Consider the following 19252-nt stretch of genomic DNA (forward strand, 5'->3'; position numbering starts at 1 on the left):
GGTCTGGTAATCATTCATAGGAACAAGCATGAATTTCGCTCTGTTATTAGTCGTTCTTTCTTTGTTAAGTGGAAGTGTTTATTTACTGGATGTTTTGTTCTGGGCTAAGAAACGTAAGCCTGAACAGAAGCCTGGACGTATTATTGAATACTCACGTTCTTTTTTTCCAGTATTCTTTATTGTCCTTTTATTGAGATCCTTTCTGGTGGAACCTTTTCGTATCCCTTCCGGATCTTTGGAACCGACGTTATTGGTAGGTGATTTTCTTGCAGTCAATAAATTTGCTTATGGTATTCGCTTGCCAGTCTGGGAAAAGAAAGTAATTCCTATTGCGAATCCCAAATCGGGTGAAATCGCTGTTTTTCGTTGGCCACCTGATCCGAGCTATGACTATATCAAGCGAGTCATTGGCGTCGCGGGGGATAAGGTAAGTTATCATAACAAGGTTTTGACGATAAACGGGAAAGAAATGAAACAAACTTTTGTTGAATACACGGTCGATGAAAGTTCGGGTAAGGCCGTTGCTAAGTATCGAGAGAATCTGAATGGCATAGAACATGATATTTTTGTGCGGCCTGATGTTCCTGCGGAAGATTTTGATGTGGAGGTCCCTGCCGGGCAGTATTTCATGATGGGTGATAATCGTGATGACAGTGCTGACAGCCGTTTTTGGGGATTTGTAGAAGACAGCTATTTGCGCGGTAAAGCGTTTCTGGTATGGATGAGCTGGGATAGTAAAACGTCGAGGATACGTTGGTCAAAGATAGGTCGTTTAATCAATTAATCGCCTATACTAAACGTGAGTTCTAATGAGTAACGGGGTAGATATTGGTACAGGGTGATTTGCAACGTCTAAGCAGACGATTAGGTTATGAGTTTAAAACACTTGCCTTGTTAAAGCAGGCTCTAACACACTGTAGTGCTGGCAGCGAAAATAACGAACGTTTTGAGTTTCTTGGGGATTCCATCTTAAGTTTTGTTATTGCCAATGCTTTGTTTGAAATGTTTCCTGAACAAAGTGAAGGGCAACTAAGTCGTTTGCGTGCTTTTTTGGTTAAGGGAGAAATGCTGGCAGAAATTGCAACAGAAATTGAGCTAGGGGATTATTTGTACTTAGGGCAGGGCGAATTGAAAAGTGGTGGTTTTCGTCGGGCATCCATTTTAGCTGATGCTCTGGAAGCAATCATTGCGGCTGTTTTTCTCGATGGTGGTATTCAGGCCAGTCAACAACTTATTCTTAGCTTGTATCAGTCGCGCCTGGATGATGAGGGCCTGCACGATAATTTAAAAGATGCTAAAACCCAGTTACAGGAATATTTGCAAGCTGAAAAACGGCCTTTGCCAGAATATAACCTGACCAAAATCGAAGGTGAAGAGCATGAGCAGGTTTTTCATGTCAGTTGTAAGGTGAATGGTTTTAGAACAGTAACGTCGGGGCAGGGACCGAATCGCCGTAAAGCTGAACAGCATGCAGCAACATTACTGCTGCAATTATTAAAAAAACCGTCTTCATAGGCTCAAAGAAGTGAATCGAGTTCAAAACTCGAGCGTTGATTTAAATCTTTACCATGTTGGCTTAGAAACAATTCAGCTGAATGTCTACCTTGTTCGCGCAACATGCATAGAAAAGGCCATTCAGCATTAAGTTTTGAGGAATAGCCGAGGTGAACCATGTCTTCACTGGCAATGCGATGAATCCGCATTTTTGCCCAGCGCGTGCCCTCACACTGTCCCAAGTCTGCAACCTGCCTTAATATTGCAATCATACGTAATTCTTTCATCAAGCTAGCATTGAAAGCCACTTCATTCAGCCGATTAAGAATCTCTCGTGCACTTTTAGGTGTTCCAGGGCGTTCAACTGGATTGATCTGTATTAAAATGGTATCGCTGGATTCACATTCCTTTACGAGCGGGGTGATTGTGGGATTACCTGTATAACCGCCATCCCAATAGGCTTCACCTTCTATCTCGACTGCTTGGAATAAGGTTGGCAGGCAGGCTGAGGCCAGTAAAACATCCGGTGTTATTTCTTTATTTCTAAATACCTTACCTTGACCGGTTCTCACATTCGTTGCTGTTACGAATAATTTTATAGGCGATTTAGCGAGTCGTTTAAAGTCAATGCTCTCATTCAAAATAGCACGCAGGGGATTAAACATCATGGGATTAAGGTCATAAGGAGAATAAAGACGAGATGCAAAATCAAAAGCAAGAAATAAAGGTGAGTTATCCAGTGTCCATCTCCCTGCAAGGATATCCCAGATGCCACGTTGAAAAGGACTATAAGCGGCAGCTTGAGAAACTCGCAGCCAAAATTCTTCAAGCGCTTTTTTCCCACCCTCAGGACCACCTTCGAGGTAGCCACTCGCTAATACGGCAGCGTTCATAGAGCCGGCCGAGGTTCCCGAAATGCCCTCAATAAGCAGGCTTGGCTCCTCCAATAACCTATCGATAACTCCCCAGGTGTAAGCGCCATGTGCGCCGCCTCCTTGTAACGCCAGGTCAATTAATACCGGGTTTCGCGAAGAAAGAATGTTTTTTGTTTTCGCTGGCATGAACTCTTATCCATAAGAGATATCGATATAAAAATCTTAGCACAGCTTTCATGCTGATTCTTTCATTATGGCTGTAAGAAATGTACGCCTCGAGTAAAAGCGTCATGGTGGTCTAAACTGTCGTTTTCTTCGATGATTTTAGAGCACTGCTCGTTAAAAACCAGGGCATAGAAATTGTCTGTCGTTCTATCACGTATAGTTACTATGAGAAGAAGCAAGAACAGAAGAATAGAATTATGATGAGGGTAAAGGGACGCTTCGGAAGCTGTTTTAACCGTTTGGTACCTTGCTTCGCCAGGTGTTATCCCTCTGCCAGCAATCCCATCCCCACATTTATGAAAAATTCCTGCTACACTACCGGGAACCCAATTGGTTTTTCCATCCAAAGTGACTTGCGTACCCCTTTTCACGTTGTAATGGGTATTGATAATGACTTTTTGCATGTTTCTTAGATAGCGGCGATCCTCTTCATCAGTGTTCAAAACCTCTCCCTTCAATACAAGAGAGTCTCTTTGCCGCGCAATAACCTGATTAGGTCTTGGGTTAGTAAATCGAATCGTATTATCGCATTGATACAGTATTTTGGTGATGTCGTCAGCAAATTGGGAAAGACAGTCGCCTCGTTTCGCTCCATCTAACCGGTCTTTAAATGTGCTACGACTATTTATTTTCATTGCGTAAAGAGCATCTCGCTCCTCTCTTGGCAAGGATTCTACGAAAGCACAGAGGTTTGCAAACGCTCTTTTTTTTGTGTCAACCCTGCGACGGTAGAAGAAACTGTCGATACGGTTTTCGGCATCAAACTGATTGGAGACCAGCTCAGCATAGTCTTTTAAAGCAGCGAATGCCGATTTACTCAATTTTCCGTTCATCGTGTTGACATAGGCAAGGTAGACTGCACGGTGTGAACACTCCGGATGAGCAATAGTTTGGGCTGGATTAATATTTTGGCGAGCATAAAAATTTTCCAATCGGCCGGTTTCTTTGAAGTTCGCCAGGATGTCATCAAAAGTAAGTAGATCAAATTGAACGCTTGATGCAGCTGGATTGCCTCCTGCACCTGGCCCGCCAACGAGAGCTACCTCTTCTACTTCTCCTCCTGCTACTTGTGCAGGGATCTGGAGAGGCGTTCTACGCACGGCACATAAATCAGCGTGCTTCATGGTATAAAGATTATTTGCCAGTAAATCGTAATCCTGTACCGCACCGGGTAATAAGAAATGATGATAGTTTCTTTCGCCTTTGTACAAGGCGATGAGCTTTGCGATATTGATTAAGTCCGTATGTTTGTCGCTATTATTTTTACCATACAGTTCTTTATAGAAATCGTCTTGTGCCACAAAAGAATGAATCGCCTTAATCAGCTTACCCATAGTAAGCGTTTCAAAGTCTAAAAGGGCAAAGTAGTATCGATTTTTATTCAGAGACTTTAATTTTGCAAGAAGTGTTTCCCAAATAAGTTCTTGGGATACGAGTTGCTGGGTCTCTTTCCACTGTTCGTCGGAGGAGCAGTTATGATTATAAATTGTTACAAAGTACTCAAACATTGTGAGCCTCTCTGATTAATAATTGCTTGCTTATTAAATTTTGCGGCAGTTATAGATCAATTTTTGCACCATGCTACCATTAACAACAATTTTTTGTCAATTATTTTGCTCTGTGAAAAACAATTAGTCACTGTGAAAAATTAAGAATGATTAATTATCCTGCAGGAAAGAATGAAATTGTCTATAACAGTATAATAATTATTTTATTTGGGTATCCACTATCTGCATAAAATTTATTCTATGGCATTGATGGTCCAAACTGCTGAGTTTTGATTTTCGCAAAGAATGTCTACTAAACTTAAGAAGAAATAAAGCTCGAGTTAATAATGGGGATTGGTTACTGACTAAAGGAAGAGGAAATGGGATTATTAAAAAGGCTGGTTTGGCCATTCGTTTTATGTTTTATTCTAAGTATTTCTCCAAGTTATGCTGATACGAATGTTAAGGTAGGTACGGTTTTTTTTGATCCCCCTTTTGTGATGTCAATTAATCAAGGTTTCGATATTGATTTGATACGTGCCATTTTCCAACGGATGAAAACGTCTTATGAGATTATCCCGATGGATTACAATCAGTTATTTACGGCGCTAAATGACGGGACAATTGATATTGCTATCGGCGGTATTTCTATTTCTCCTGACAGAGAAGCCGTTTATATTTTCACTTTGCCTTATATGGTGAGTAAGGGGCAATTTTTAATTTTGAAAAACAGCGGTATTAAATCAATCGATAACTTACTGGGTGGAAAAGTGGGTGTTATAAGGGGGGAAGAGCAGGGCGGAGTTTTTTATAATTATTTGTCTACCAATTACATAAATCAATTCCAACTGATGAAGTTTGATGACATGGAAGATATTATTACGGCCTTAAGTAATAAGAGCATTACAGCAGCCTTTCTTAATCAACCCACAGCTGCTTATTGGGAGCAAAATGGAGGTGGCCAGTTTAAAGCTTTGGGACAACCTGCAATTATAGGGTCTGGTTATGGGATTATGGCTTTACCAACCCATTCAGCCTTAATAGGAACGATTAATCAGCAATTGCAGGGCATCGAAAAAGACAATACTTATTTAAATCTATACGGTACTTATTTCTCTGATTGATGAACCCCTTGTGTGGACTCTGACAAAGATCTTGGGAATAATAACCTCTAGTTCTTCGTATCTTCCTTTGCATGAGGTTATCTATGTCTTCTTCATTTTCGCGGCTGGATTGGTTTGATAATGCTGAACAACGTCCTCATCCCTGGCCTGGATTAAACTGGTTGACTGCGATGCTAGTCGTGCCCGATGTTAAAAAGGCAGTGTCATTTTATGAAGAAGTCTTTGGTTTTGTTCCTATTTTTGAACTACCTGATGACCAGGGTGAGTTGGTTTTTGCCCGTTTGCGTTATAGGGGGTGTAATTTTACCCTAAGTCAAGAGAGCGCTTTTAATTTTGAAGGGGGTTCACCACAGACTACGAATAATATTCCGCCGTTTATTTTTTATGTGTATGTCGATGATGTTGATAAACTGTATGCTCAAGCTATTGCTAAGGGATGTCGATCCCTGGCTGAACCGAATGTCCAATTTTGGGGAGATAAAACAGCACGGCTTGCCGATCCCTTTGGTTATCGTTGGGATATTGCGTTAAAAGTAGTTTAGGATTAACAGAATGATTGATTAACGGGGTTGCTTCACTATCTTGAAGAAACCTGCCACCAGGCTAGGGGGGAAGGATGAACGTTGATAAGGACTATCAACAGGCAAGAACTGATTTTCAAACGTGGCGCCAACAATTGCAAGAGAATATTTTGAGGCCCAATTCTTCTCTTATGCATACCTATCAATGCTATTTTTCCCAACAACCAGACTTCATGCAACAACTAAGTCGTTTTGCTCTTCAAGTGGCAGAGCAATTAGAACCCCTTGTAGTAGAAAATAATTTAGATGCTAATCTGCCAAAAATTGAACAATATAATGCCATTGGTGAGCGGCATGATCGGGTCATTCATCACCCTTCCTATGTTGCTGCTGGCGACCTCATTTATGGTTCAGGCTTAATGCGCTATTTGCTTACAGCAGGCCAAATGCAAAAGACCCTCAGCCTGTTCCTGCTATCTGCACATGCTGGTGAAGCCGGGCATAATTGTCCTATCGCTTGTTCAGCTGGCGTAATTCGTATCTTAAGCCATTACTCGCAATTAAAACAAACGAAGTATTATTTGGATAAATTAACAGAGCCTGCTTTTAGTCAAAATTACACCGGAGCACAGTTTTTAACTGAGATTCAAGGGGGTTCTGATGTTGGCGCAAATGCCGCTTATGCCTATCAAGATAATGAAGGGCAATGGCGGATTAGCGGAGAAAAATGGTTTTGTTCCAATGCCAATGCGGATTTGATTTTATTGACAGCCCGCTATGATCAACAGGTTAGTGGAACCCGGGGCCTAGGATTGTTTTTGTTGCCAAGTCAATTGTCGGATGGTAAGCCTAACCAATTTAAACTCAGACGTTTAAAACAAAAAATTGGTACTCGTTCAATGGCGACGGCTGAAATTGATTTTGAAGCAGCGTTCGCTTATCCGATGGGGGAAATGGCTCAAGGCATTAACTTGGTCATGGAAAATGTTTTGCATTTATCGCGAATTTTTAATGCCTTTTCCGTTTTGGGTATGGCAAGACGTGCTTATCAAATCGCTTATTACTATGCAGTTAATCGCGCTGCTTTCCAGCATAAAATTATTAAGTATCCCTTGGTAAAAGAAACATTAGCCCATATCAAAGCTGAAAATACCGCGTTGCTGGCCAGTATTTTTCATATGGTACATCTTCAGGATGAATTGGATGCTAATCCGCAACAAGAGCATGCTAAAACGCAGCAGCTTCTTTTGCGAACTTTGGCGAATATCAATAAATATTATACTGCCAAGCGCACAGTAGAGAATGTCCATCATTGTCTTGATATCCTGGCTGGTAATGGAACAATAGAAAGTTTTTCTTCTTTACCCCGTTTATTAAGGGATTGTATTGTTTGTGAAAATTGGGAAGGAACCCATTTTACCTTATGGATGCAAACCTTAAGAGACATTAATAAATTTCAAGTGGATGAGTTGTTTCTAGCTCATTTATTGCAACTACTCAATCAAGTGAAAGAGAGTTCTCAGCATAAACTGACCCTACAGGAAAATATTGTTGTTTTGGCTGAAAAAATTAAAGTAATGAAAAGAGTATCGGCTGAAGAGCAAAGTTTGCAAATACAAGAAATCATTGAAAAGATGGCTATCTTGCATGCAGCTTTAACGTTAGTTTTAGAACTGCAAGTAGGAAATCCACCCGAAGCAAAGAAGGGGGCTTTGGATTTATTTATGCAAAAACACATCAATAAAAATGGTTATCCTTATACCGATTATATAGGGTTATTAAATGCCATTCTGGCTATTAATTAACATGGGTTCGATATAAAGAACCTGATTTTTATCTTGTTAAGCAAACGCTTAACTATCGGCTTTATAGTTACTATTTTATTATAATGATCAAATCATTTATTCCTGGGTAAGAAAATGACGAAAAAAGAAGGCTTAATTCTAAAAATAGTAATGTCGCTTTTATGGTTTGGGTTCTTGGCGAATTCTTATGCCTTGGAAAAACAGATTTCTACGAAAAAAATAAGTTTTCAACAGATCAATGGGCTTTATAATTTTTTTGGTAAAAAAATCAGTGTATTGGAACAAAATATCAATAAAGATAAGTTACCTGAACCCTATAATTTTTTGCTGGTACAGCCCTTAATGACAATGGGCATAGAAAAATATTACCATCGTACGCCAAAAATTGAGATAATATCTGCCAAAAAGGATGAGCAGGCGAACACTTATTCCCGTGCAATCGTTATGTTGATAGATGGTAATAAAAAGCGGGATGATGTAAATATTGCCCAATTAAGGAATGAAGCAGTGGCAGTGGAGTTCGCTCTAATCACTATGAACTTTAGTGAGTTGCCTGATAAGGTAATAACCGGAGTACTGGATACCAAGATTCCTTTTGGGAAACTCTTGGTAATTAACCAATTAAAAACCTATGATACTGGCCAGCAATATTTTGCAGTGCAATGTGATTCAGTGATTGAGCATTACCTCCATTGCCCTAAAAATAGCAGGCTTTATGGACGTACTAACACCATAATAAGAAAGGATAGCCAAAAATGGATTGCACAGGTTGTAGAAATTTTATCTGGTCCCAGATGCCAGGATAAAAGTTGTCAAAATTTAATGATAGGAATTAGGTAGAATGAGCTTATATGTAATTGTTACATTTTATAAATTTACACCACTCACTGATTATGTCTCTATGAAAGAGCCTTTATTAAAGTCAATGAAAGCAAATGAAATAAAAGGAACCATTATTCTGGCTAGTGAAGGAGTAAATGGTACTTTTTGTGGTAAAAAAGAGAATGTGTTATCGCTAATCGCTTTCATGCGCAGTTATGCTGGTTTGGAAGATCTTGCTTTTAAAGAAAGTTTTGATGAATTTAACCCTTTCGATAAAGCAAAGGTAAAATTACGTAAGGAAATTGTAACTCTGGGAGAAGCGGGGATTGATCCGGTTCTGGTCACTGGTACTCATGTGAGCCCCGAGGAATGGAACGAGTTGATTGCTGATCCCGATGTGGTAGTGGTTGATACCAGAAATGATTATGAAGTGCAGTTAGGGACTTTTAAAGGAGCGATTAATCCAAAAACGGAAAACTTCAGAGATTTCCCTGACTATGTTACAAACCATTTGAACGATAAAAAAGATAAGAAAATTGCCATGTTTTGTACTGGCGGCATACGTTGTGAAAAATCGACCTCTTATTTAAAAAAATTGGGCTTTAATGAAGTCTATCAGTTGGATGGTGGCATACTTAATTATTTAGCCTCTATTCCCAAGGAAAAATCCATGTGGGAAGGCAGCTGCTTTGTTTTTGATGACAGGGTAGCCTTAGATCATAAACTACATAGCCTTGAAAGAGGTTCGATTGATAGTGAGTGGAAAAATAATAACCGCAAAAAATCAATGGAAGAATCCGACACGCTCTAGTCGTGTAACAGCTGTTCGCCAGATTATAAAGCCCATACTGATTTCTGTCCTATACTAGGATAAATGGTCCCCGCTTGCGCGGGGACAAGCGGTTTAGAGCGAAAGCGCAGTAGGTTTCAATAGGCTTGTTGCGATATCCGCTGCATGAGTAAATAGACTGGATTATCAGGAAGATAAAGCGATGAGAAAGAAATCGGTTGCCTTCTGGTTTACTCTTTTATTCGGCTTGAGCATAAGGAGTTTTGCTATGAGCTTATCCCTTACGAGTCCAGCTTTTGCAGCGAATACCCTGATCCCCTCTCAATATACCTGTCAAGGTGCTGATATTTCTCCAGCGCTGCTTTGGCAAGAGGCACCGGCAGCAACAAAATCTTATGTATTAATCCTGGATGATCCCGATGCTCCCAGTGGAGATTGGGTGCATTGGGTGATATTTAATATACCGCCAACTGTCCAAGGATTAGCGGATGATGCCGAATTACCAACAGGCGCAGTAAACAGTAAAAACAGTTGGGGGCAAATAGGCTATCGAGGTCCTTGCCCGCCAAGTGGTACACATCGTTATTTCTTTAAACTTTATGCATTGGATACGCTCTTAACTCTTAATGCCAATGCAACCAAACAAGATGTTCTTGCCGCGATGGCGAATCATGTGTTGGAGAAAAGTGAGTTGATAGGTCTTTATCGTAGGCAATAAAAAGAGGTAAAAATTGTCAGCGAGAGGAATTTTAGCGTGATTCCTCGAGGCTGCTGACTATTTCTAACCATTCTTCTTCGGCCTGAAGAAGCTCTTGCTGTATATTTTTCTGTTCATTTAATAACGTTTGCAATTTTTTTTGCTGCCCCTCTTCATAGAGGGATAAATCTGAAAGTATTGTTTCAAATTGAGAGAGCCGTTGATGGGACTGTTCGATCATTTGCTCCAGTTTTTTCAGACGATTTTGTAAACTTTTTTTCTCACGATATTGGTTTGCACTTTGGGTTGATGTATTTTCTTTCCCTGTTTCCCGATTCTGTAGCCATTGATAATAATCGTCCAAATCACCTTTAAAGGGTTGCACGTGATGTTGATAAACAAGGTAAAAATCATCGACAGAGGTGCGCAATAAATGCCTGTCATGTGAAATCAGAATTAAGGCGCCTTCATAGCTTTGTAGAGCGATTTCTATCGCAGCCCGCATACCAAGATCCAAATGGTTTGTTGGCTCATCAAGCAATAATAGATTGGGTTTTAACCAAACCAATTTAGCCAGAGCGAGCCTCGCTTTTTCACCGCCCGAAAAATAGTGGATAGGTTTGGTGGCCATGTCCCCTATAAAATTAAAACCACCCAAATAATCACGAATGGTTTGTTCGCGGGTTTCTGGGGAGAGGAGCTGAATTGTTTCAACAGGGCTTAATTTATCATCTAATTCTTCCAGTTGGTGCTGGGCATAATAACCAATTTGCAAGTGGGGTGAGCGATAAATCGTACCGGATAAAGGTGTTAAGGTCCCCGTCAGGGTTTTAATTAACGTTGATTTTCCTTCACCGTTAGGACCTAGTAACGCCAGCCTGTCTCCGGGATTTAATACCAAATTGATCTTTTTCAGAATTGGACTGTTTATCTCGTAGCCAGCATTTACTTTTTCACAGTTGAGCAAAGGATTTCCTGCACGTGGACAGGGATAAAAGTTAAAAGAAAAAGGTGAATCAACCTGTGCCTGTGCCACAATGTCCATTTTAGCGATCGCGTTGAGTCGACTTTGTGCCTGCTTGGCTTTTGATGCTTTCGCACGAAAGCGATTAACATAAGTCATCAAATGACTAATTTTCTGTTGCTGTTTTTCATAAGTGAGTTGCTGCAGAGCCAATTGTTGAGCACGGATTTGCTCAAAACGGCTGTAATTCCCACTATATAAATTCATAGCCTGCTGTTCTATATGAAGAATATGAGTAACAAAGGCATCCAGAAATTCGCGATCATGGGAAATGAGTAAAATGCTACTCGGGCATTGCTTTAGCCATTTTTCCAACCAGAAAATAGCTTCCATATCCAAGTGGTTAGTCGGTTCATCAAGCAACAGGAGGTCGGCAGGTTTCATAAGGCAGCGGGCAAGGCTTAAACGCATACGCCAACCGCCCGAAAAACTGTTCACAGAATTTTTTTGTTCTGTCGCTTTAAAGCCCAAGCCAGCCATAATAGAAGCTGCTTTTGCAGGTTTACTATAACCCGCTGTTTGATTGAGTAATTCGTGGCAGAGGAGAACCTCAGCATCGTCACCTCGTTGCTCTGCACGACCCAATCGTTGTTGTAACGCCAGATAATCGTCATCACCAGCAAGTACAAAATCAACGGCAGGTTCGTCACTATCCGGTAACTGCTGTGATAAATGGCTAATCCGCAATTGCGGATTAAGCAGGCAATCACCGCTATCAGGATGCAATTGATCCAGGATTAAGGCAAACAAACTGGATTTGCCACAACCATTGTGGCCAATCAAGCCAACCTTCTGTTTTTCGTACAGTGTCACGCTGGTTTTATCCAGCAGGACTTTATTACCGCGAGAAAGGGTAATTTGACGCAGTGTTAACATAGTATTCGGAACTAGCAATTAAGTAGGCGCTATAGTACCACAATGTACAAAATACCCTAAGAGTCGGAGTTTATGCCCATAAAACATCACATTGCTTCTTTTGGGCTGATTTAAGCATATTGAGTAAAGGAAAGGCGCGATGAGCAAGGCTTATATTAGGTTCTTCGTCCTCCGCCTCATCGGCGGTGTTTTGTTCTTTTTTTCCTGTTTTCGCTAGTCCCTGTTGTAAGCGAGTTAATGCTTCAGGAATATCCGCAGCAACAATTGCACCGGGAATTGTAGCGCTGTGCCCCATCATTTTTAAAAGTTGTATTGCTACATCACCAAACATGGTGATATTTTCGTAAGCATCACTGGAGAAAGTAACCAACATAATCATTTCCTTATTTTTATCATCTAACAATACAGATTTTACTAGGGTCTGTAGTCATTACGCCAGCTTGAGTGAAAAGCGGTGATTTATGCTCCTCTCGCCCAGTTTACACGAGAGTAAAAGAGCAGCGAAGGAAATCAACGCTTTTCGTTAAAGGGCTACAGACCCTAAATCAAAAGCTTCTGCCTAAATCGACACAACTTTAATTGATTAGGTATATAATAGTGCCATTTTGTTGCCAGGTCGAAAAATGAATAAGCAAGATTTTTATTTTGATTTACCGGAAGAGTTGATTGCGCAGTATCCTTTAGCCAAACGCAGCGACTCGCGATTATTGATTTACAATCGCAAAACGGGTTGTAGCGCGCATCATCAATTCAAAGACATTGTGCAATTTTTTCAGCCCGGTGATCTTTTAGTAATGAATAACAGTAAAGTTATCCCGGCGCGCTTGTATGGCAGAAAAGAAAGTGGGGGCAAGATCGAGTTATTGATTGAACGCTTGCAAGGCAATAATTCATTTTTAGCCCATATTAAAGCGAGCAAATCACCAAAAGCGGGTACACTTATCTATTTGGACAATGATTGGCGTGTTGAAGTAGTAAGCAAGCAGGATGACTTATACCATTGTCAGGTTTTAGGTGATGTGGAGATGATGCTGGAGCAAATAGGCCACATGCCATTGCCTCCCTACATTACTCGTGCGGATGACACAATGGATAGCGAGCGCTATCAGACTGTGTATGCAAAATATAAAGGGTCAGTAGCAGCGCCGACAGCTGGTTTGCATTTTGATGAAGAACTGTTGCAGCAGTTACAGGGTAAAGGTATTAACATTGCCTATTCAACCTTGCATGTGGGTGCGGGGACTTTTCGTCCGGTGCGTTGCGATTCAATCAGTGAACATAAGATGCATAGTGAGCAATTTACTGTTACTGAGGCGCTATGCCAGGCAGTCAATGAAACCCGGGCAGCGGGCAAGCGTGTGATTGCTGTTGGGACAACCGCCTTGCGTAGTTTGGAGAGTGCCGCTGAAGGAGGTCGCCTCAAACCTTGTAGTCGCGATACCGATATTTTCATTTATCCGGGTTATCAATTTCAAATCTGTGACGGTTTGATTACTAATTTCCATTTGCCTGAATCAACCCTTTTAATGCTTGTTTCCGCTTTTATAGGTCACGCGCAAGCGATGGCTCTTTATCAAGAGGCCATAGCACAAAATTATCGTTTTTTTAGTTATGGCGATGCCAGTTTGTTGCTTTAATAAGGATTTGCATGATAAACAAAAAACAAGGTCTAGGTTTGACCCCGGTATTGACTGCGGAAGCAGGCAATTGTTTGACTCTGGCAAACTGGCAAGAAGTCGGTATTAAGGCTGGGGCTTATTATTTGGACGCATTGCTCATGAAGCCTGGGGTTGTTTGCCTTAAAAAACTTGCTCCTTTATCTCATTATACCGGTTGGCAAGGGATTACTGTATTAAATGCTTCACTATTAACTGCACGAAATGGTGTTTACACGATTCGCTCTTGCTATGATGGCAGCCGTATAATAACTGATCAGAACGAACTGACTTCCTTAATTAGCTTGTTGCAGGCGGATAGAGTGGTTTTGCCCTACGGAATATTGAATAACTCTAATCTCAAAGTTTGGCAAACCCTAGCCGAAACAAGTAGGTTATTTGTTTCAGTGGATGAGCACGCACCAATTTATCCGGACTGGTTATTGGGCAGGTACCTGCGTTATGACTGCACAAAACCTTTTTCCGATTTTATGCAGGAACTGCGACAACATGCCGATGCACCTCTCTATTTGAGTGGTGAATTTACAAGTGAACAATTGCATGAGTTGGCACGTTATCCTGTTTGGCATGTAGAGTCTGATAAACCAGCCAGAGATGCAATGGAAGGGCGGGTTTACAATAAAGAAGGCATCATTGATATCCTTGATAGCCAACAGGCAGAAGATTACCGGCCCATTGCTGATTGTTCTTGTCCAACTTGTCAGCAATCATTGACCAGAGCCTATTTACATCATTTATTAGGGCACACACCACTTTTGTGCCAACGGTTTCTTATTCAACATAATGTTCATTATTACCAACAGCTGTTATTACCCTCATGACAAACATAACATGAAATTACTTAGGTACTTCATTTACGCGAGAGTGAAATATCGTTATGATGTCACGCTATCTTGCCCAGCCTTGGGCTAGTGCCATGATTAAACAGCGACTGAGGAGATTAGTATGAGTTTTTTTATAAGCGATGCTATGGCTGCAGCCCCGACCACTACACAAGCAGCGCAGCCTGACGGCACGTTTTCGCTGATTATGATCGTTGTCATTTTTGTATTGTTTTATTTTATGTTGATAAGGCCACAAAACAAACGAGCAAAAGAACATCGTGAAATGATTAATCAATTGAAGAAGGGCGATGAAATTGTAACGTCTGGAGGAATACTGGCTAAGGTTGTTAGCATTGATGAGCAATACATCAAAGTTGCTCTTGCCGAAGGCGTTGAAATTAACTTGCAGCGAGGCGCAGTAAGTACAATTTTGCCTAAAGGCACCATTAAATCCCTTTAAGTTGGCGCAGGGACACGGAAATGCAGAATAAATATCCTCTGTGGAAAAACATTATGCTGATCATCATTGCGGTGCTCGGCTTAATCTATGCGATACCTAATTTGTACAGCGAAGATCCTGCTGTACAAATTTCTTCATCAACCCCAGTTGACATGGAGCAACTCAGTCAACAAGTTCAGACTTTACTCGACGAAGCAAAGCTCAAATATAGTCCGATAGTCGTTTCTGGAGACAATCTGGAAATAAGGTTTTCTTCGACTGATACCCAATTGCTGGCTCGGGATATTATTAAAAATGGTCTTGGTTCAGATTACACAGTTGCGTTAAATTTAGCAGCGGCCACTCCAACCTGGTTAAGCAGAATAGGTGCAGAACCAATGAAGCAAGGCCTGGATCTGCGTGGTGGGGTACATTTTCTTTTGGAAGTCGATGTAGATAGCGTTGTCGGTCGTCGTTTTGAAGGGTTGATGAAAAGCATCGGCCAGGACTTGCGTGAAGCGGGTATTCGTTATACTGGAATTCGTTATGTCGCTGATAAAGGCATTGACGTACGTTTCCGTTCTACGGAAGACATGCAAAATGCCGCTGTCGAGATTAAGGACAAGTTTTCTAATTTGGTCCTGGAGAAATCGAATGCTGCTTATACGATTTCCCTTTCCTTGTCCCCTGCGGAGTTAAACTCAATTCGTCAGAATACTATCGAACAGACCATGAGTATTTTACGAAATCGGGTTAATGAACTGGGTGTTGGAGAAGCAGTAGTCCAGCAGCAGGGAGCAACACGAATTGGAGTGGATCTTCCTGGTATCCAGGACGCGGCACGTGCAAAACAAATTCTGGGTGGTACCGCTACTTTGCAATTCCATCTCGTTGATCAGGAAAACGATGCACAAATTGCCAAGCAAACAGGGGTTATTCCTGTTGATAGCAAACTCTATATGATGGATGGACACCCTATTTTATTGAAGCGTCAGGTGGTACTCAGCGGCGATTCAATTACTAGTGCTGTTTCCAGTTTTGATCAGCAGACAGCTAGCCCTTCCGTACAAATTCAGCTAGGCGGGGGTGGGGAAAGCCTATTTACCAAAATTACCCGGGAAAATATTAATAAGCGTATGGCCATTGTGTTTGTTGAAACCAAGGCAACGACTCAAACCGTGGACGGAGTCAGCAAACGAATTAATCATCGTGAAGAGCGGGTGATTTCAGCACCAGTTATTCAAAATGCGTTGGGTAATAGTTTCCAGATTACTGGGCTGTCAGACAGTAAAGAAGCGAGTAATTTAGCCCTGCTACTACGGGCAGGTGCGCTGCCTGCAGTGATTTATCCCGTAGAGGAACGGACAGTCGGACCTTCATTAGGTAAAGAGAATATTCATCGTGGTATGGTGTCTCTGCAAGTGGGTATGGGGTTAATTTTAGTGTTGATGCTAGTGTACTACCGCTTCTTTGGTCTAGTCGCTAATATTGCATTATTTTTGAACCTGCTTTTGCTTAGCGCCCTGATGTCCATTATCGGTGCTACGTTGACTTTGCCTGGAATCGCTGGCTTTGTGTTAACGGTCGGGATGGCCGTTGATGCTAATGTCTTGATCTATGAAAGAATCAGGGAAGAGTTACGCAACGGTTTATCACCCCAGGCAGCAATGTTTGCAGGGTATGAACGGGCTTTTGCGACAATTATCGATGCCAACGTTACCACGCTTATTGTGGGTATAGTCTTGTTTGCTATAGGTACTGGGCCTGTTCGTGGTTTTGCAGTGATCTTATGCTTGGGATTGTTGACATCGATGTTAACAAGCATCACCTATACTCGTGCTATCGTAAATTGGTATTACGGTGGGCGGAATGTGAAAAAACTGTCAATTGGTATTTGAGGCGAGGCTTAGATGGAATTTTTTAATCCAAATTCAAAAATAGATTTCATGGGGGCCCGCAAGTGGACCGCTCTATTTTCTGCGCTTGTCTTCTTGGTATCGATTGGTGCCTTGTTGATTAATGGGTTGAAATGGGGGTTGGATTTTACTGGTGGAACCCAAATTGAAATTTCTTATCAGCAACCGGCTGATTTAACGGCGATCCGCGACAATTTATACAAGGTAGGCTTTAAGGAAGCACAGGTAGTTAGCTATGGTACATCCAAGGATGTGCTAATTAGTATTGCGCCCCGGGCTGATCTTGATCAGACTTTGCTTGTTGAGAAGGTGATGCAACAATTACCTGGTGCGGAAAAGCAACGAGTTGATTTTGTTGGTCCTCAGGTTGGACAAGAATTAGCTACTAAAGGTGCATTGGCAATCATTGTATCTCTACTTGCTACCATGATTTATATTGCCATGCGTTTTGAATACCGCTTGGCAGTTAGTTCGGCAGTAGCCTTGGTGCATGATCCGGTACTCATTCTTGGTGTTTTTGCCATGTTTGGTATTGAGTTTGATCTCAAAGCGTTAGCGGGTCTGCTTGCGGTTATTGGTTATTCATTAAACGATACGATCGTTGTTTTTGACCGGGTACGAGAGAATTTTGTTAAGATCCGGCGTGCAACGTCGTTAGAAATAATGAACATTTCTATTAACCAGACGTTATCCAGAACTATCATGACTTCTTTGTTAACTTTGTTTGTTGTAGTTGCTTTGTTCGTCTATGGTGGTGAGACAATTCGTGGATTTTCTTTGGCATTAATCATCGGAATCGTTATCGGTACTTATTCTTCAATCTACGTAGCAGGCGCGTTGGCTGTTGCAATGGGTTTAGACAGAAAAGATTTTATGCCAGCGCAACGCAAAGAAATTGATGACAGACCCTAGGGGTAATTGACATTTCTACTATCTTGGCGCTTCTGCTTTGATTTTCTGTGCTTCGCTGCTCACATACTTGTAGGTATGCTCCGCTGCGATGCTCGAAAATCAAAGCATAAGCACGCAAGCCAGCGAAATGTAAATCACCCCTTGCCGCATTGATGGCTTGATTTCCTGTGCTTCGCTACTCGAAAATTAAGCCATAAACAGGTGCAGGTTGGTGGGCACTTCGCCTAACCGCGTATTGACCTACAGCATTAATGCATCAATTTTGGCTGCACAGATAAAATCATTATGTGATAAGCCGTTGAGAGCATGAGTCATGAATCGTACATGGCAATAGTTATAACCAATTTCCAGATCAGGATGATGATTCTCGGTATTTGCTATCCAAGCGATAGCGTTAACAAAAGCCATCGTTTCGTAAAAATTTGCGAAGTGAAATGAACGTTTAATTTCTTTGTTATTCTCATGAACCTGCCATTTTTTATCGAGTTGTGGCATTAGGTTATGAATCTGCTCAACAGTTAATGCTTGACCAATCCCTTCACAAGATTCGCAATGTTTTTGACTTAGATCAGTTTTCATGGCCTGGCTCCTTCTTATTTTCAGACAAACAGATAGCGAGTGTATCAAGAAATCGGGTATTTTGAAGGCTATTACCAATACTTACTCGCAAATGATTAAATAAATTGTAGGGTGCTAACGGGCGTACAATGACTCCTTTTCTAAGTAATCCCTGGTAAATCGGCAGGGCACTAGTCCCGCAATCAAAGGTAATAAAGTTACAGCTTGAAGGAAGGGCCGTTAACTTTAAGTCTTTTAGACCCTGGCGAATTTGCTCTCTTCCCAAGGCATTTAATTCTACAGTCTGTCTCAGAAAGTGTTGATCATCAATTGCTTCATAGGCTGCCGCCAGTGCAGCTTGATTAACTGCAAAAGGAATTTGCACACGTTGTAATAATTCAGCAATTTCAAGATTGGCAATGGCATAACCCAAGCGTAAGCCAGCAAGCCCATAGGCTTTGGAAAAAGTACGGGTGATGACTAAATTGGGGTGGTGTTGCAATAGATTGATACTGGTTTTATCACCCTCAGGGTAAGCATATTCATAATAGGCTTCATCGAGAACAAGAATGGTTGTTGCTGGAATGTTATTCAGTAGCTTTTGAATGGAATCCGGGTTGATAAATAATCCTGTAGGATTATTAGGATTTGCAATAAAGATAAGTGCCGTTTGTTGATTACAGGCAGCAATGATTGCATCAATATCGACTTCCCAATTTGATTTCAATCCGATACTACGTACAGGTATCCCCAACGTTTGGGCTTGGATTTGATAGGAAATAAACGCATGATCATGAGTTAACATATGCTTATTATTATGCAAGGCAAAGGTTGTCAATAAGACAGAAAATAACAGGTCTGAACCATTGCTTAAGGTAAGCATGTCGGGATCAATGCCCCAGTGTTTACTTAATTTTTGCCGTAAAGGATGGTTGGCTGGTGTCGGATAGGTCGCTATCTGCATGCCTGAGAGTTCAGCCAAGGCTTGTTTTGCCAATGGACTGCATCCTAACGGATTTTCATTACTGGCAAGTTTAATAATATCGATTAAGCCTTGTTCTTTTGCCAATTCCTCAATAGATTTACCGGGCACATAAGGATTAAGAGATTGAATGCCAGAGTGAGGCAATCCGTGATAATTGCAGGACAATGAACTCTCCTTACAAAGTGAAAACTTATCATCTTAC

19 protein-coding genes are annotated in these 19252 nt (G+C 41.3%); 13 read left to right on the forward strand and 6 right to left on the reverse strand.

Going from position 1 to position 19252, the window contains the following annotated elements:
* Positions 1-28: 28 nt before the first annotated feature.
* Together lepB and rnc are read left to right on the forward strand one after the other, a co-directional pair.
* Entirely contained in the window at positions 29-784 is a 756-nt protein-coding gene (gene lepB, locus DYC89_RS04565; RefSeq protein ID WP_115220701.1) for a signal peptidase I, read from the forward strand.
* Between the two features lie 41 nt (positions 785-825).
* Positions 826-1515 carry a ribonuclease III gene (rnc, locus tag DYC89_RS04570; RefSeq protein WP_115220702.1) on the forward strand — a complete coding sequence of 230 codons (690 nt, stop codon included), beginning with the start codon at positions 826-828 and terminating at the stop codon, positions 1513-1515.
* Between the two features lie 2 nt (positions 1516-1517).
* On the opposite strand, the gene DYC89_RS04575 is transcribed toward rnc, so the two are convergent.
* Together DYC89_RS04575 and DYC89_RS04580 are read right to left on the reverse strand one after the other, a co-directional pair.
* Positions 1518-2555, reverse strand: a complete 1038-nt coding sequence (locus DYC89_RS04575; protein ID WP_115220703.1) for a patatin-like phospholipase family protein — start codon at positions 2553-2555, stop codon at positions 1518-1520.
* 65 nt (positions 2556-2620) lie between these two features.
* Complete coding sequence (locus DYC89_RS04580; RefSeq protein WP_115220704.1) at positions 2621-4102, reverse strand: hypothetical protein; 1482 nt, start codon at positions 4100-4102, stop codon at positions 2621-2623.
* Between the two features lie 359 nt (positions 4103-4461).
* On the opposite strand from DYC89_RS04580, the gene DYC89_RS04585 reads away from it, so the two are divergent.
* The 6 genes from DYC89_RS04585 (at position 4462) to DYC89_RS04610 (ending at position 9861) form a co-directional block, all read left to right on the forward strand.
* Positions 4462-5205 (forward strand): transporter substrate-binding domain-containing protein, encoded by a 744-nt coding sequence (locus DYC89_RS04585; protein ID WP_115220705.1) that lies wholly within the window; start codon positions 4462-4464, stop codon positions 5203-5205.
* A gap of 83 nt (positions 5206-5288) precedes the next feature.
* Positions 5289-5747 (forward strand): VOC family protein, encoded by a 459-nt coding sequence (locus DYC89_RS04590; protein ID WP_115220706.1) that lies wholly within the window; start codon positions 5289-5291, stop codon positions 5745-5747.
* A 74-nt stretch (positions 5748-5821) separates the two neighbouring features.
* Entirely contained in the window at positions 5822-7531 is a 1710-nt protein-coding gene (locus DYC89_RS04595) for an acyl-CoA dehydrogenase family protein (protein WP_115220707.1), read from the forward strand.
* 114 nt (positions 7532-7645) lie between these two features.
* Positions 7646-8371, forward strand: a complete 726-nt coding sequence (locus tag DYC89_RS04600) for a hypothetical protein (protein WP_245953949.1) — start codon at positions 7646-7648, stop codon at positions 8369-8371.
* A gap of 1 nt (position 8372) precedes the next feature.
* Positions 8373-9164, forward strand: coding sequence for a rhodanese-related sulfurtransferase (locus DYC89_RS04605; RefSeq protein ID WP_115220708.1), 792 nt, complete (start codon positions 8373-8375; stop codon positions 9162-9164).
* Positions 9165-9411: 247 nt separating this feature from the next.
* Positions 9412-9861, forward strand: coding sequence for a YbhB/YbcL family Raf kinase inhibitor-like protein (locus DYC89_RS04610; protein ID WP_115220709.1), 450 nt, complete (start codon positions 9412-9414; stop codon positions 9859-9861).
* Positions 9862-9892: 31 nt separating this feature from the next.
* On the opposite strand, the gene DYC89_RS04615 is transcribed toward DYC89_RS04610, so the two are convergent.
* The gene (locus DYC89_RS04615) at positions 9893-11740 is read right to left on the reverse strand and encodes an ABC-F family ATP-binding cassette domain-containing protein (RefSeq protein WP_115220710.1); all 1848 of its coding nucleotides are present in this window, start codon (positions 11738-11740) and stop codon (positions 9893-9895) included.
* 70 nt (positions 11741-11810) lie between these two features.
* The gene (locus DYC89_RS04620) at positions 11811-12113 is read right to left on the reverse strand and encodes a DUF1840 domain-containing protein (RefSeq protein WP_115220711.1); all 303 of its coding nucleotides are present in this window, start codon (positions 12111-12113) and stop codon (positions 11811-11813) included.
* A gap of 250 nt (positions 12114-12363) precedes the next feature.
* On the opposite strand from DYC89_RS04620, the gene queA reads away from it, so the two are divergent.
* The 5 genes from queA (at position 12364) to secF (ending at position 17507) form a co-directional block, all read left to right on the forward strand.
* Positions 12364-13377 (forward strand): tRNA preQ1(34) S-adenosylmethionine ribosyltransferase-isomerase QueA, encoded by a 1014-nt coding sequence (gene queA / locus DYC89_RS04625; protein WP_115220712.1) that lies wholly within the window; start codon positions 12364-12366, stop codon positions 13375-13377.
* An 11-nt stretch (positions 13378-13388) separates the two neighbouring features.
* On the forward strand, positions 13389-14237 hold the full coding sequence (locus DYC89_RS04630; protein WP_115220713.1) for a queuine tRNA-ribosyltransferase: 849 nt from the start codon (positions 13389-13391) through the stop codon (positions 14235-14237).
* 124 nt (positions 14238-14361) lie between these two features.
* Entirely contained in the window at positions 14362-14700 is a 339-nt protein-coding gene (gene yajC / locus DYC89_RS04635; RefSeq protein ID WP_115220714.1) for a preprotein translocase subunit YajC, read from the forward strand.
* Between the two features lie 20 nt (positions 14701-14720).
* Entirely contained in the window at positions 14721-16577 is a 1857-nt protein-coding gene (gene secD, locus DYC89_RS04640; protein WP_115220715.1) for a protein translocase subunit SecD, read from the forward strand.
* 12 nt (positions 16578-16589) lie between these two features.
* Complete coding sequence (gene secF, locus DYC89_RS04645; protein ID WP_115220716.1) at positions 16590-17507, forward strand: protein translocase subunit SecF; 918 nt, start codon at positions 16590-16592, stop codon at positions 17505-17507.
* A 240-nt stretch (positions 17508-17747) separates the two neighbouring features.
* Here secF and DYC89_RS04650 read toward each other — a convergent pair whose 3' ends face one another.
* Positions 17748-18086, reverse strand: a complete 339-nt coding sequence (locus DYC89_RS04650; RefSeq protein ID WP_115220717.1) for a 4a-hydroxytetrahydrobiopterin dehydratase — start codon at positions 18084-18086, stop codon at positions 17748-17750.
* The gene (gene hisC, locus DYC89_RS04655; RefSeq protein ID WP_115220718.1) at positions 18076-19215 is read right to left on the reverse strand and encodes a histidinol-phosphate transaminase; all 1140 of its coding nucleotides are present in this window, start codon (positions 19213-19215) and stop codon (positions 18076-18078) included. The genes DYC89_RS04650 and hisC overlap by 11 nt, the downstream gene beginning before the upstream one ends.
* Between the last annotated feature and the right edge of the window lie 37 nt (positions 19216-19252).

Source organism: Legionella donaldsonii (assembly GCF_900452385.1).
GTDB lineage: Bacteria > Pseudomonadota > Gammaproteobacteria > Legionellales > Legionellaceae > Tatlockia > Tatlockia donaldsonii.

What these genes read in the sequence shown, in the direction of transcription:
- DYC89_RS04630 (WP_115220713.1), top strand. Translation starts at nt 13,389, where the DNA reads ATGATAAACAAAAAACAAGGTCTAGGTTTGACCCCGGTATTGACTGCG.
- DYC89_RS04615 (WP_115220710.1), bottom strand. Translation starts at nt 11,740, where the DNA reads ATGTTAACACTGCGTCAAATTACCCTTTCTCGCGGTAATAAAGTCCTG.
- DYC89_RS04605 (WP_115220708.1), top strand. Translation starts at nt 8,373, where the DNA reads ATGAGCTTATATGTAATTGTTACATTTTATAAATTTACACCACTCACT.
- DYC89_RS04590 (WP_115220706.1), top strand. Translation starts at nt 5,289, where the DNA reads ATGTCTTCTTCATTTTCGCGGCTGGATTGGTTTGATAATGCTGAACAA.
- DYC89_RS04600 (WP_245953949.1), top strand. Translation starts at nt 7,646, where the DNA reads ATGACGAAAAAAGAAGGCTTAATTCTAAAAATAGTAATGTCGCTTTTA.
- DYC89_RS04575 (WP_115220703.1), bottom strand. Translation starts at nt 2,555, where the DNA reads ATGCCAGCGAAAACAAAAAACATTCTTTCTTCGCGAAACCCGGTATTA.
- DYC89_RS04610 (WP_115220709.1), top strand. Translation starts at nt 9,412, where the DNA reads ATGAGCTTATCCCTTACGAGTCCAGCTTTTGCAGCGAATACCCTGATC.
- DYC89_RS04580 (WP_115220704.1), bottom strand. Translation starts at nt 4,102, where the DNA reads ATGTTTGAGTACTTTGTAACAATTTATAATCATAACTGCTCCTCCGAC.
- yajC (WP_115220714.1), top strand. Translation starts at nt 14,362, where the DNA reads ATGAGTTTTTTTATAAGCGATGCTATGGCTGCAGCCCCGACCACTACA.
- secF (WP_115220716.1), top strand. Translation starts at nt 16,590, where the DNA reads ATGGAATTTTTTAATCCAAATTCAAAAATAGATTTCATGGGGGCCCGC.
- lepB (WP_115220701.1), top strand. Translation starts at nt 29, where the DNA reads ATGAATTTCGCTCTGTTATTAGTCGTTCTTTCTTTGTTAAGTGGAAGT.
- DYC89_RS04620 (WP_115220711.1), bottom strand. Translation starts at nt 12,113, where the DNA reads ATGTTGGTTACTTTCTCCAGTGATGCTTACGAAAATATCACCATGTTT.
- DYC89_RS04650 (WP_115220717.1), bottom strand. Translation starts at nt 18,086, where the DNA reads ATGAAAACTGATCTAAGTCAAAAACATTGCGAATCTTGTGAAGGGATT.
- queA (WP_115220712.1), top strand. Translation starts at nt 12,364, where the DNA reads ATGAATAAGCAAGATTTTTATTTTGATTTACCGGAAGAGTTGATTGCG.
- DYC89_RS04595 (WP_115220707.1), top strand. Translation starts at nt 5,822, where the DNA reads ATGAACGTTGATAAGGACTATCAACAGGCAAGAACTGATTTTCAAACG.
- secD (WP_115220715.1), top strand. Translation starts at nt 14,721, where the DNA reads ATGCAGAATAAATATCCTCTGTGGAAAAACATTATGCTGATCATCATT.
- DYC89_RS04585 (WP_115220705.1), top strand. Translation starts at nt 4,462, where the DNA reads ATGGGATTATTAAAAAGGCTGGTTTGGCCATTCGTTTTATGTTTTATT.